The organism is Pseudobutyrivibrio ruminis HUN009 (genome assembly GCF_000703005.1).
In the GTDB taxonomy this organism is placed as follows: Bacteria; Bacillota; Clostridia; order Lachnospirales; family Lachnospiraceae; genus Pseudobutyrivibrio; species Pseudobutyrivibrio ruminis_A.
In genome coordinates, this window is record NZ_JNLH01000001.1 from 2,388,516 (window position 1) to 2,402,461 (window position 13,946).

At 40.4% G+C, this 13,946-nt stretch carries 12 protein-coding genes and 1 riboswitch; of the genes, 1 reads left to right on the top strand and 11 read right to left on the bottom strand.

What is annotated here, in order from left to right; translation table 11 throughout:
* Position 1: 1 nt before the first annotated feature.
* The 11 genes from recA to BO15_RS0110925 form a co-directional block, all read right to left on the bottom strand.
* The gene (gene recA / locus BO15_RS0110880; RefSeq protein WP_033154337.1) at positions 2-1,060 is read right to left on the bottom strand and encodes a recombinase RecA; all 1,059 of its coding nucleotides are present in this window, start codon (positions 1,058-1,060) and stop codon (positions 2-4) included.
* A 167-nt stretch (positions 1,061-1,227) separates the two neighbouring features.
* Positions 1,228-2,286, bottom strand: a complete 1,059-nt coding sequence (locus BO15_RS0110885; RefSeq protein WP_033154338.1) for an acyltransferase family protein — start codon at positions 2,284-2,286, stop codon at positions 1,228-1,230.
* Complete coding sequence (locus BO15_RS0110890; protein WP_033154339.1) at positions 2,286-3,875, bottom strand: peptide chain release factor 3; 1,590 nt, start codon at positions 3,873-3,875, stop codon at positions 2,286-2,288. Before BO15_RS0110890 ends, BO15_RS0110885 begins: the two co-directional genes overlap by 1 nt.
* A gap of 100 nt (positions 3,876-3,975) precedes the next feature.
* On the bottom strand, positions 3,976-4,149 hold the full coding sequence (rpsU, locus tag BO15_RS0110895; protein WP_028236498.1) for a 30S ribosomal protein S21: 174 nt from the start codon (positions 4,147-4,149) through the stop codon (positions 3,976-3,978).
* 301 nt (positions 4,150-4,450) lie between these two features.
* On the bottom strand, positions 4,451-7,102 hold the full coding sequence (gene alaS / locus BO15_RS0110900) for an alanine--tRNA ligase (protein WP_330372031.1): 2,652 nt from the start codon (positions 7,100-7,102) through the stop codon (positions 4,451-4,453).
* A gap of 19 nt (positions 7,103-7,121) precedes the next feature.
* Positions 7,122-7,283: a hypothetical protein gene (locus tag BO15_RS13695; protein WP_167541226.1), complete on the bottom strand. Its 162-nt coding sequence runs from the start codon at positions 7,281-7,283 to the stop codon at positions 7,122-7,124.
* Between the two features lie 98 nt (positions 7,284-7,381).
* Positions 7,382-8,311, bottom strand: a complete 930-nt coding sequence (locus BO15_RS0110905; RefSeq protein ID WP_033154341.1) for a cobalamin biosynthesis protein CobD/CbiB — start codon at positions 8,309-8,311, stop codon at positions 7,382-7,384.
* A gap of 3 nt (positions 8,312-8,314) precedes the next feature.
* A complete protein-coding gene (locus BO15_RS0110910; RefSeq protein WP_052169898.1) occupies positions 8,315-9,154 on the bottom strand; it encodes a DNA-3-methyladenine glycosylase 2 in 840 nt (279 codons plus the stop codon).
* Between the two features lies 1 nt (position 9,155).
* Positions 9,156-9,917, bottom strand: coding sequence for an MBL fold metallo-hydrolase (locus tag BO15_RS0110915; protein ID WP_033154342.1), 762 nt, complete (start codon positions 9,915-9,917; stop codon positions 9,156-9,158).
* A gap of 152 nt (positions 9,918-10,069) precedes the next feature.
* Entirely contained in the window at positions 10,070-11,182 is a 1,113-nt protein-coding gene (locus BO15_RS0110920; protein WP_033154343.1) for a DUF5692 family protein, read from the bottom strand.
* A 140-nt stretch (positions 11,183-11,322) separates the two neighbouring features.
* Positions 11,323-12,264 (bottom strand): diacylglycerol/lipid kinase family protein, encoded by a 942-nt coding sequence (locus BO15_RS0110925; protein WP_033154344.1) that lies wholly within the window; start codon positions 12,262-12,264, stop codon positions 11,323-11,325.
* A 124-nt stretch (positions 12,265-12,388) separates the two neighbouring features.
* Between BO15_RS0110925 and BO15_RS0110930 the strand changes: the two genes are divergently transcribed.
* The gene (locus tag BO15_RS0110930) at positions 12,389-13,666 is read left to right on the top strand and encodes a chloride channel protein (protein WP_033154345.1); all 1,278 of its coding nucleotides are present in this window, start codon (positions 12,389-12,391) and stop codon (positions 13,664-13,666) included.
* Positions 13,667-13,804: 138 nt separating this feature from the next.
* A riboswitch (cyclic di-GMP riboswitch) is annotated at positions 13,805-13,880 on the top strand.
* The last annotated feature ends 66 nt before the right edge of the window (positions 13,881-13,946 follow it).

Below are 13,946 nucleotides of genomic sequence, written 5' to 3' on the forward strand. Positions count from 1 at the left end.
ATTATTCAATAACCTCTGTAGGAATATCAGATTCTTTTTCACCACCAACAAGACCAACTTCGCTCTCGTCAGTTTCTGCATAGTGGTCGCGAATTGCCTGTGCAATCTCCTCGCAAACCTCTGGATTCTGCTTCAAGTACATCTTAGCGTTTTCGCGGCCCTGGCCAATCTTTTCGCCAAGGTATGCATACCAAGCACCAGACTTCTGAATGATATCAAGATTTGTACCAACATCAAGGATGTCACCTTCACGAGAGATTCCCTCGCCAAACATGATATCGAACTCTGCCTCACGGAATGGAGGTGCTACCTTGTTCTTAACGATTTTGGCACGTGTTCTGTTTCCGATTACCTCGCCGTTCTGCTTTAATGCTTCGATACGACGTACATCGATACGAACTGATGCATAGAACTTAAGAGCACGACCACCAGTAGTAGTCTCTGGGTTACCGAACATAACACCAACCTTTTCACGAAGCTGGTTGATAAAGATAACTACGCAGTTTGTCTTTGCAACAATACCTGTGAGCTTTCTCATAGCCTGTGACATAAGACGTGCGTGAAGACCTACGTGAGAATCACCCATATCTCCGTCAATTTCTGCCTTTGGTACAAGAGCTGCAACTGAATCCACAACGATAATGTCCATAGCTCCTGAACGAACCATAGTCTCTGTGATTTCAAGCGCCTGCTCACCGTTATCAGGCTGAGAAATATATAAATCATCGATGTTTACACCGATTGCTTTTGCGTATTTAGGATCGAGAGCATGCTCTGCATCGATGAAGCCTGCGATACCCCCCTGCTTCTGAACCTCAGCAACTGCGTGAAGTGCAAGTGTAGTCTTACCAGATGATTCTGGACCGTAGATTTCGATGATACGTCCCTTAGGGAAACCACCCTGTCCAAGTGCAATATCAAGGCTGATTGAGCCAGTAGGAACTGTTTCTACCTGGATGTTAGCTCCCTCTCCCAGCTTCATGACTGAGCCCTTTCCGTATTGCTTTTCTATCTGCGAAATCGCAGCATCTAATGCTTTAAGCTTATCTTCGTTTGCCATTTTATAAAACCTCCGTTCGGAACAACTGTTCGTTTCTTTAATATAATAATAGTGAACCTGTTTATAAATGTCAACAAAAAATGGGATAAAAAAATTCGAAAAAATAAAAGACAGTGACATAAGTCACTGCCCAATAATATACACGGTATAAAAACCATCGTCAAGCTTTATTTTAGCCTCAAACATGGTCTTTCGATGCAATGCCAGCTAATCCAAGCCAAAGGAATAACGATTAGTAATGTGTACAACATATTTAAATATGGATCCATAGACATGGTGTGATATATCTCAGTAGGTGTGCCTATGCACTCAACCAAAGTCTGCTGGATTGGGAACGCCATGATATATATTCCGTAAGACAAATCTCCTACTTTATCGTACCAGGTGGCTACAAAACGCTTTTGGAAGGCAAGATAAAAAATGATGTACGCTCCAAAAATGCAAAATATAATAATGAAATCTGTAAAACAAATTCCAAGGATAAGCCCAACTACTGCAACTAGTGCTATCTTCCAAGAAATTATGATGTAATCTCCGAACAGGTAATAGCACATTCCCATAGCAAAGAACATACCAAGCTTTGAAAAATTAAGCATAAAGCTTGTTGTAAGTGGCCCGATGTCCCCAGGGCTATTGTATGTGTAAAGAATATAGATGCCGCCTAAAGCCACAACCATAAGTATTCCAGATGCCTTGAATCGCTTCCATAGAGGCGAAATGACGGCCACAATGACATACCACATAACTTCGTACATCAAAGTCCATAAAGAGCCGTTTAAGCTGTGATTATAGTGATAATTGTATACGCCTGGCAAAGTGGTGGTGTCATGGATAAAGAAGATGTTCTTTAGAAAGCCAAGAATATCTCCCTGCATATATTCCTCAAAGCTGTATTCCGACAGAATAGGTCCCAGTACAAATGCCATCACCATCACAACCACAAAAAGTAGTGGCCAAATACGAAGAAAACGTGCCTTGAAATACTTAACTACACTCTTCGTTCTGTCGAAACTCCTACAAATTAAAAAGCCACTAATGATGAAAAAAATGTACACCGCAATTCCACCAGCCAAAGCCTTGTGGTTGGTAAGTGTGTAAAACACATCCTTTGACTGATCTGCAATGCAAATCGCAAAGGCATGCATGTACACAACCATAAGACTGGCAATAAGTCGAATTATATTAAGGTTATTTTTTCTATCAATAGCAGCTTCTTTTATAGTCATTAATTTGTACCGAATTCAGATAAAACTAATCCTTCGTTTCTATCCTGAACCATTCCAACAGACCATGAATTTACGAATAAAAGAAGTGGTCTGTCCTTTAAGTCCTTGATTTTCTTCATATCAGATGTACCAGAAATCTTATCTAAATCGTAGTCTCCTTCAATCCATCTTATGTGCTCGTATGGTAAGTTTTCAAGAGCAATCTCAACGTTGTATTCGTTGCTCAATCTATATTTTAATACATCAAACTGAAGAACACCAACAACACCTACGATGATTTCCTCCATACCTGTATTAAACTCCTGGAAAATCTGGATTGCACCTTCCTGGGCAATCTGTGTGATTCCCTTCATGAACTGCTTACGCTTCATTGTATCAATCTGACGTACGCGGGCAAAATGCTCTGGAGCAAATGTTGGAATACCCTCGAACTTGAATGGCTTTTTAGCAGATGTAAATGTATCACCAATGCTGTAAAGACCTGGATCAAATACACCAATAATATCGCCTGCATAAGCCTTATCAACGATTTTACGCTCATCAGCCATCATCTGCTGAGGTGCTGAAAGCTTAGCCTTTCTGCCCCCCTGCACGTGAAGATATTCCTTTGTGGCATCGAATGTACCTGAGCAAACACGAAGGAATGCTACTCTATCACGATGAGCCTTATTCATATTAGCCTGAATCTTAAATACGAAAGCTGAGAAATCCTCAGAGAATGGGCTAATCTCGCCAGCATCACTCTTTCTAGGAAGTGGACTGTATGTCATCTGAAGGAAGTGCTCAAGGAATGTTTCAACACCAAAGTTTGTAAGGGCTGATCCAAAGAATACTGGTGAAAGCTCACCCTTTGTAACAAGCTCCTGATCAAACTCAGCACCAGCTCCATCGATAAGCTCAAGTTCTTCCATAAGCTGGTCGTATTTTTCCTGTCCGATTTCATCCTTAAGAGCAGGATCATCTATAGAAAGAATACGCTCCTCACCCTGCTTTGTACCCTTTTGTGTATCAGAGAACATACGCACAGTGCGCTCGTTTCTATCATATACACCCTTGAATCCCTTACCTGAGCCGATTGGCCAGTTAACAGGAACTGTGGCAATTCCAAGCTCATTTTCAATATCGTCAAGAAGCTCGAAAGTGTCGTTTGCATCACGGTCCATCTTATTAATAAATGTAAAAATAGGGATGTGTCTCATAACACAAACCTTGAAAAGCTTTCTAGTCTGTGCCTCAACACCCTTTGATGCATCGATAACCATGACTGCAGAATCGGCAGCCATAAGTGTTCTATATGTATCCTCGGAGAAATCCTGGTGTCCAGGTGTATCAAGGATATTAATGCAATAACCATCGTACTCAAACTGCAAAACAGAAGAAGTAACGGAAATACCTCTCTCCTTCTCGATTTCCATCCAGTCCGATACTGCATGTCTTGCTGTAGCTTTTCCCTTTACCGAACCAGCTAAATTGATCTGTCCTCCGTATAGAAGGAATTTTTCTGTAAGGGTAGTCTTACCTGCATCGGGATGGGAAATAATTGCAAAAGTACGACGTCTCTTAATCTCTTCTTCAACTGAACGTGCCATATAACCTCCAAAATAATATACTTTACGTAAACCGAAAAATAGCCTGTACCCAAAACTGGTACAGGCCATGATTTCATAAATTCTTAAACATAAATTTTAATTAAAATTTACGCTTTCTAGCAGCCTCAGACTTCTTCTTACGCTTTACTGAAGGCTTCTCATAGTGCTCACGCTTACGAATCTCCTGCTGGATACCAGCCTTAGCACAGTTTCTCTTAAATCTGCGAAGAGCGCTGTCTAATGATTCGTTTTCTTTAACTGTAACATATGACATAGTCTATTCCTAACCTCCCTCCATCTGGGGACTTGTACTTAATACTCTAAAGCACTAACAAGCATTTTAGCATAAATCAAGTATTTGTCAACTATATTTTTATATTATTGCGTCATCCAAGTATATCTTGCTCCCGGAGGCCACCTTCCATACATCGCCAGTTACAGCTACAAGCCTTAGTATCTCTCCGCTCGACTAAAATGTCTCGCTCGAGAGATTTAAGAGCTTGTTGCTTACTGGCTTACGTTTAGCCTTCCTCCTCGCGCTTGCCAAGGATATGGGGACGCAATTTATACAACTCTTAGACCATACTTGCTAATACGGCTTTGGCTTCCGCAAGGGCATCTGGGATGCCTGCTGGGTTCTTTCCACCAGCCTGAGCCATGTTTGGACGACCACCGCCGCCACCGCCAACCTTAGGTGCAATAGCCTTTACAAGGTTACCAGCGTGTGCGCCCTTAGCCTGAGCCTCATCTGTAGCCATAACAACAAGGTTTACCTTGCCATCGCAATCAGATGCAAGAACGATAACGCCCTCGCCAAGCTTTGTCTTAAGGTCATCACCAAGATCACGAAGTCCGTTCATATCAACTCCAGAAACTGAAGTAGCAAGAAGCTTAACTCCATTAACCTCTTCAACCGAATCCATAACATCACCAACAGCAGCCTGTGCAGCCTTTGCCTTCATAGACTCAAGCTCTGAGTTTGCCTCCTTGAGCTGCTTCTGAAGATGTGCAATCTTTTCCTCAACATCTGCAGGCTGGCACTTGAGAGCAGCAGCTGCAGCATTAAGCTTAGCTTCGATATCTGCATAGTATTCGAATACAGCAGCACCTGTGATAGCTTCGATACGACGTGTACCTGAAGCAACACCTGACTCTGAAAGAATTTTGAATGCTGAGATTTCTGATGTGTTTGCAACGTGTGTACCACCGCAAAGCTCAGTAGAGAAATCTCCCATCTTTACTACGCGAACTTCGTCGCCATATTTCTCACCAAAGAGAGCCATAGCACCGCTCTTCTTTGCTTCATCAATTGACATGATAGCTGTTGTAACCTCAAGTCCTTCAGCAATCTTGTCATTTACCATCTTTTCAACCTTTGCGATTTCCTCATCTGTCATTGCTGAGAAATGAGAAAAATCGAAACGTGTTCTGTCAGCATCCTGGTAAGAACCCTTTTGTTCTACGTGTGTACCAAGTACCTCGCGAAGTGCCTTCTGAAGAAGGTGAGTAGCTGAGTGGTTCTTGCAGATACGAGCACGGCGAGCATCGTCTACCTTAAGAGTAACCTTATCGCCAACCTTAATCATACCAGAAACCATCTGACCTACGTGACCAATCTTGCCACCCTTGAGCTTGATTGTGTCCTTAACTTCGAACTCACCGTTTGGTGTAGAGATGATACCTGTGTCGCCAATCTGACCACCCATTGTAGCGTAGAATGGTGTCTCAGGAACGATGATTGTACCAACTGTACCTTCTGCGATTGTATCTACGATTTCTGTCTCTGTTGTAAGAACTGTAACTGTAGATTCTGATGTAGTCTTGTCATAGCCTACGAACTCAGAAGTAACATTCAAGTCGATATCATCGTAAACAGATGCGTCTGCACCCATGTAGTTTGTCTCTTTACGAGCAGCACGAGCCTTCTGTCTCTGCTCTTCCATGCAAGCTTCGAATCCAGCAGCATCGTAGCTGAATCCCTTTTCCTCAAGGATTTCTGCTGTAAGATCTACAGGGAATCCATAAGTATCGTAAAGCTTGAATGTATCCTCGCCTGAAAGCTCCTTTGAACCTGAAGCAACAAGCTTTTCTTCCATACCAGCAAGGATTTCAAGACCCTTGTCGATAGTTTTATTGAACTGGTCTTCCTCAGCTGTAAGAGTCTTGAAGATGTACTCTCTCTTCTCCCAAAGCTCTGGATAACCATCCTTACATTCATTGATAACTGTCTCTGCAAGCTTAGCCATGAATGTGCCCTGGATTCCAAGTGCGCGACCATGCTTTGCAGCACGACGGATAAGACGACGAAGCACGTATCCTCTACCTTCGTTTGAAGGTGTAACACCATCTGATACAAGGAATGTAGATGAACGGATATGATCTGTAATAAGACGAATTGAAACATCGTCAAGAGCATCAACATGATACTTCTTTCCAGACATCTCGCAGATCTTGTCACGGATTGCCTTCATAGTGTCGATATCGAAAACAGAATCAACATCCTGCATAACTACAGCAAGTCTCTCAAGACCCATACCTGTATCGATGTTCTTCTGCTCAAGCTCTTCATAGCCGCCATGGCCATCGCCATTAAACTGAGTAAATACGTTGTTCCAAACTTCCATGTAGCGGTCGCAATCACAACCGACCTTACAATCTGGCTTGCCGCATCCGTATTTTTCTCCACGATCATAGTAAATCTCTGAGCAAGGACCGCAAGGACCAGCACCGTGCTCCCAGAAATTGTCGCATTCGCCTGTCTCTGGATCACGATAGAAACGAGTGATGCGCTCTGGAGCTACACCGATTTCCTTTGTCCAGATTTCGAAGGCTTCTTCATCCTCACCATAAATAGAAGGATAAAGTCTGTCTTTGTCTAGTTTGAGAACCTCTGTAAGGAATTCCCATGACCAGGCAATTGCCTCATGCTTGAAATAATCACCAAATGAGAAATTACCAAGCATCTCAAAAAAAGTAAGATGGCGAGCCGTCTTACCTACATTGTCAATGTCTCCTGTTCTAACACATTTCTGACATGTTGTAACGCGTCTACGTGGTGGAATCTCCTGTCCTGTAAAGTATGGCTTAAGTGGTGCCATACCAGCATTGATAAGCAATAAGCTGTTATCATTATGTGGTACAAGAGAAAAACTATTGAGGCAAAGATGGCCCTTGCTCTCAAAAAACTCCAAGTAGGCGCGTCGTAAATCATTAACACCGGTATTCAAAACAATAGTCCTCCAAATATTATTCTTCGGAAGAAGCCTCTGTTACTTGCTCAGAAACACCCTTCTTCCTGTCGCTAGACTGGCGGAGCTTAATTCCAATAAAACCGCCACAAAGACCTAAAGCAACTAGTATGATCATTTTAATTAGATAACTTGCAAAACAAGATAAAAATGCAGACATAGCAATTCCTCCTAATCACAATATTTATAGCCAATTAAACCTATATTACATACTTGGTTAAATTATAATCCAAAGTATTTTTAAATTCCACCCGTAATTCAGAAAAATAACAATAAAATCACGAAAATTGCCTGGCATAACATAAAACTGTTTTTAAGTAGGTTTACTGCTTTATTTATATCTGATACTTCGATTGGTTTATCAAAATCTCCTATTAGGCCATTGTCCAGCCCGATATCTAATGCTCCTGCAAATGCAGATATAGCTTTTTTCCTGTCTCTTAAATGAATAAATCTAGCGTTTTTGCCGTTGAAGCCTCCAAATGTATGTCTTGCAGCAAAAACAACAAGTGCACCGCTAAACCTGGATGGCAAATAGTCCACTATGCTATTAAGCTTTACAATAGGCTGACCAAAATAATCGTATCGAGAGTTGAATGTGCCCGATTCATAAGTGCCGATTTGACCTTCGATAATATCAAGAGCCATATAAACAAAGCCTCCCACTGGCCCAAATAGAAACATTACAAAAAGCGGTGACAAAACACTATCTGATGCTTCATTTGCAATATAAGTGATAGTCTCTGACGTGATAGCATCTTCTGTATCAACCTCCACCTGACATCCAATTAATAGACTGGCAGTGTGCTTCATAGCTGCAGTGCCATTACCATAATAGTCTGCCGCAACACCTAATCCGCCATAATATAGTCTGTTGTAATTCAAGCAATAATATGTAGCCAATGCTTCAAAAAGCACGCCAAACCATGGATGTATCTCATATGTAAGCATGGCAAAAAAGAGAATTCCAGCAAATACAGGAAATACAACAAGAATAATCAACCAAGCCCCAAGGCTGCGCTGCTTTGACTTCTCCAAAAGGATAATCTCATCTCCCAGCAAGGCTCTATCCAAAAACTTTACCCAATCTTTAATTGTGTCGAAAGGATTCCATATACAATATATGTTTCCAAATACATAATCCAATATGGTTCCCAATAAAAGTGCAAAAATATGATATTTAAACATTACTCAGCCTTTTCTCTTATGATAAAACTGTAATTGTTGAACATACCCTTGAAAACCGGGATACTCACTGTTGATGTAATCCAAATAAGCATCCTTAGTATTATAGTCCTTATAGTCTTCTGATATGATTTTCTTCATCCAAGTATCAATTGGATAACTTTCCATAAAATGGAATCCGTAAAGCATAATGCAGTTTGCTACTTTAGGCCCTATACCTTTGATTTTAAGTAGCGCTTCCATGGCGTCTGCATAAGGAAGCTTGCTAATAGCCTCTATATCAAGCATACCTGCTGCTACCCTTTCGGATATTCCTTTTATGTAATCTGCGCGATAGCCTAAGGCTGTGCCATCCATTAGCTCTGCTTCTGGTATGAAGGCAAGCACATCTGCCTTAGGAAAATGTATTCCATCTGAGTATCTATCACAAAGAATCTGTATAGATTTCTTAATCTTTGGGATATTGTTATTCTGGGAAATCACATAGGATATGAAAACTTCCCACAAATCCTGCCTAAGGATACGCATACCAAAAGCATCCTTCAAAGAATCCTTTAAGAACTTATCATTACTCTTTCGAATAATGTTGTTGTAGGAAGTATAATCTGTGTCGAAATCAAAATATCTGCACCAGAATTCCCACTGGCTTTCTTCACAGGCAAAATCCCAGGTATCTTTTTCTCTATTCAAATAGAAATAAACATCATTATCTCCTGAACAGGCGCTATATGTATCAGGCATGCCGTCTGCGCCGGCAGTCTCCTTCTTCATTCTAAAAACCTGTCCAGAATTCATGATAATCTCTGGATTAAATTCTTCCGCTGTAAGACTCTTGCTAAAAACCATTCTAGTCCTCTATCTCAAAAATCATATTTTCCCTATCTATATCCACAACTCTCTCCCTAAGATTTGCAATATCTGGGCGACTCTTGAATCTATCAATCCATTTGTAATCTCCCCACATATGCATAGGGAAGATGTTGTCGCAATCAATGTTCTTGATGAAATAATCCAAGCCAAGGAAATAACCATCCTCCCCCATTCGAGAATCCAATGGGACAAATCCTATATCAAAATGCTTGTTTAAAATAGATTTCAAAGCTCGCTTGTACTCTCGACCATATACTTCACCGTATAGCTCCCCACGGCCCTCAGCATTCCACCAGTTTAAATCCCCTGCATGATAAATGTTCATGCCATTTACGCTGATTACGAATGCCACTCCCGCATCTGTAGAACGAAGGGTTTCTATAGTCATATCATCCACCTGATACTTCTTCATGGATGTTACAAACTGAATCTTGTCTTTTATAGATAAATCAAAGCCATTTCTAATAAGATAGTTGCGGCCTAATCTAATGTCCTTCGACAAAATAAACTTGATATTGTCTCTTGAGTCAGCAAGACGGAGATTTTCCAGCCACCAATGATCCTTATGGCTATGACTTGCAAAAACATAAAGGTATTTATCAGGATTAAGCTCTGGCAGGCAGCCATGAAACTGCACTGTATCTGCCACTACTGATTTATCAAAATAATCAAATAGTAAATATCTATCTTCTAGCTCCACCAAGAAGCTACTATGCATAATATAGTAAACTTTGTACATTAGATTCTCCCTAATATATCGCCTTAATCAAAATTAGGCATATTCATGTGAATATTATACCTATATTTAGATGAATTTAAAATACTATTCACTAAATATTGATGAATACAAAAAAGGCACCCGCCTAAGCGGATGCCTTAAAATCTCATGAATTATTTTGCTGCACGAGCCATAGCCTCGTCGAAGTCCTTTGTTCCCTCGAATACGCAGTTAGAATATGGGTTTCCACCGATTCTGATTGCGTTTCTAATGATAACAGAGATGCAAAGAACGTTAATTGCAAGTGCCATCATAGCTACAAATCCCTGCATTGAAGGATCAGCTGTGATACCCATTGCTGCGATAGCTTCGTTAGCTGCTGCTGTCTTGCCCTGGCCTGCCTGGTAAAGAGCGATAGCCTTCTCATAAAGATCCATTGTTGTAACACCAGCCTCTGTAGCGCCACCGTATACACGTGGAAGTACAGCTGCGAATGTACCCTTTAACTGGAAGAGAGGTACTACCTGAGCCCACATACACCAGATTGCAAGTGTGTTAGCACGGTTCTGGATCCATGCACCCTTGTTCCAAAGTGCGTTAGCAAATGTAGGAGCAAGAAGAAGTGCAACACCACAGTACCATGTATGTGTAGGAAGGTTAAGATATGTATACTCAAAGTTCCATACATCATATGCGATGATGAACCAGATTGTCATATCTGGCCAAATCATATCTGCCTGATTCTTGTCGTTTGATGTGTAAAGCTTTACACAACCTGTCATACAGAAGATGTTGATCATACCAGCAAGAGCGTTAACAACGTTCCACCATCCACCGTAGATGAATACACCTTCGTTTGAGCACCACCAAGCACCTGAAAGGTCGCCTGTGATTGAGTATGCTGCAAGAGCAGACTCCATATCTGAAACATTAGCAATCATGATGTTTGCTGCTACGATGAACCATGGCCACCAAGCAAACCATTTTTCTTTACCAATGCCCCACTTATACTTGATCATCATGAAGCCGACGCATCCGATATCTGCTGCGTAGAGCTTGAAGTAGTGGAACCAACCATCCATATAAGCAACAGTTGGGTTTGCTGCACCGCCGAATAAACCAACGTGTGCAAGAATGAAATATACTGTAAGAATACATGGGATGATTACGAAAATAATCATTCCGCCGACCTTTGTACGACGGCCGAGTTCGTTCATGAGAATTAATCCTGCAAATACAAGGAACCATCCAAGGATCTGCCAAAGATTAGTGATTTGGAAAAACATATCCATCCTCCTTAATAATTATTAGAAATTAAAAGAGAAACTTCTTCTCTTTCCCTCAGTTTCTATTATACTTGGTCGTCAAGAAAATAACAATATTTTGCTTAATAAAAATTTAATACATTTTTAAGAATTTGTATTCCTTAAAAGCCCCTAATTTTCAACTTTGAGGGCAAACATTCAAATAAAATTTTATTATAAAATCCAACATGTTCACCATCAGCATGTACACACATTTGATCATCCATAGATATCTCCAATTTATTAAATTTTAATAAATCAAATCCCTTCCTTCCCTCATGCTTACCTGCAACTAAAAAAGGTAATAATCCAAAACATTTAATTCTACTAATGTCATGGGCAATAAATGCTGTAAGATATCCGGAGTCAGCTGTGGCCTTTGGAGCCATTGGTATACCACCGCCCTCTGCCGGGCAATTCATGGCAGCAGCGAATATAGTACTTTTAATATTACGTTCCTCTTTTACTCCATCAAAATAGGTGGTAACAACCGCATCTGAAAATGGCATTGTGAAAATATCTCCCACAGTAAGAAGGCCATATGTTGCCGAACCAAGGCCAAACTTATTAAGAAATTTCTTTAGCTTGCTATCAAGTGCCTGTAAGCAAACATAGGCATCTACACCAATTCCCGCACTAACGCCAAAAAGACGACTATGCTCCTCTCCTTCTTTATTATAAGTAACCTTTCCTATATCAATGCTTTTGAAACCCTCATCCTTAAGAGCTCGTTTTAAAATATCAAGCGTGCTTCCTTCCAATCCTATGCCTTTAACAAAATCATTAGCAGAGCCTGATGGCAGCGGTGTATATAAGGTATGTTCAAAATCTACTATTCCATTAAGCGCTTCATTTAAAGTGCCATCTCCACCCATAACAAATAAATGAACATCCTCTCCCGAAGATGTGGCTTTCTTTGCAAATTCAGTTGCATCATAAGCCTTGGCTGTAAAGTGAACTTCGTAATCTACACCTTCACTTTCAAGATATTCTTCTATCTTATTCCAAACATCTTCAGCTTTTCCTGTTCTACTCGCTTTGTTTACAATAAATACGTTTTCCATATTGTCTCCCAAATATTGTTTCTAAAATAATTTTGTATATTTTATCAAGTAAAGTCAATGTATTTCTTGCGTGAAAAAATACAGAGTGTTAGCATACAAGATATATCAAATAAAGAGGGAAAATATGGATAATAGAGAATTTAAAGAAACGTTATTTCACAAAATCGATCACAACGGTCATCGAGCAATGTCTGTTTTCAGCTGGACAATCGCAGCTATCGTAATAGGTGTTCTAGTAGGATTATTTGCTACCGCCTTCGGACTTAGCATGCGAGAAGTCATATCTGTCCGCGAATCCAATCCATGGCTTATATATTTCTTGCCGATAGGTGCAGTGCTAATCACATTTATATATAAGAAGATTCTAAAGGTTAAAGACAGCGGAACAAACACTGTTATTGCTGCGATTCAGTCAGATGAGCGTCTGCCATTTAGACTTGCTCCACTGATTTTCATAGCTACATTGATTACACACTTAGTAGGTGGTTCTGCCGGTCGTGAGGGAGCTGCCTTACAGATGGGCGGCGCTATAGGAAATGGTGTGGGTCGTGCCCTTCACCTTAGTGACACTAACAAAAAGACTATGATAATGTGTGGTATGAGTGCAGCATTTTCAGCTTTATTCGGCACACCAATGGCAGCTGCAATTTTCTCCATGGAAGTTATTTCCGTTGGAATCATGCACTATGCAGCACTTGTTCCATGTGTTATTTCATCACTGGTTGCAAGATACATCGCTGCATACTTTGGACTTGGTGCTGAAATCTATCCAATAGAGGTCATCCCAAAGTTTACTATCAAAACAGCTATTATCATCTGTGTATTTGCTATAATATGCGGCTTTGCTTCTATATTGTTCTGCACTATGCTTCACAAGTACGAAGAATTCCTTAGTGGCAAAATCATCAATCCTTATATTAAAGCCGTTGTTGGTGGTACTTCAGTTTTGATTCTTACATTATTAGTAGGAAATCAAACATATAACAGCACAGGATCTTCTATAATAATGTCCTGCTTCACAGGTGCATCTATCGGGCTTGGCGCATTCCTTTTAAAAATGATATTTACCACCCTTACATTGTCCTGCGGATACAAAGGTGGTGAAATTGTTCCTACTCTTTTCATTGGTGCCACACTTGGTGCAGCAATCGGTGGTTTAATAGGATTCCCTCCAGCTCTAATGGCAGCTGTAGGAATGGGCGCTCTGTTTTGTGGTGTTACCAACTGTCCTATCTCAAGCTTACTAATATGCTTTGAGCTATTCGGCTATGAACCGATGCCTTACTTCTTGCTTGCTGTAGCCTTCAGCTATTGGGTATCAGGCTACACTGGCCTATACAAATCTCAAAAGATTGTATACAGCAAGTACCGCAGCAATTATATTGATAAGCATGTACAATAAAATTATTCTGTATACGATTTAAATTATGCAAAACTGTCAAAAATGATAAATAATTAACAAAAGTAGTTGCCAACCTAAAAAACAGCGTATATAATTGTGACTGTTTTCGAGCAAATTGTGAAATATTTGTGAACAAACACTTTATATGGGCAAAACAAGCGAAAGCTTGTGACGCAAAACTATAGGGACTTTAAAATGTCAGCCAGTTGCAACTACTTAATATATACACTCGAATTCTAAGCATGGTGTCATATTATATGTCCCATGCTTATTTTATTGT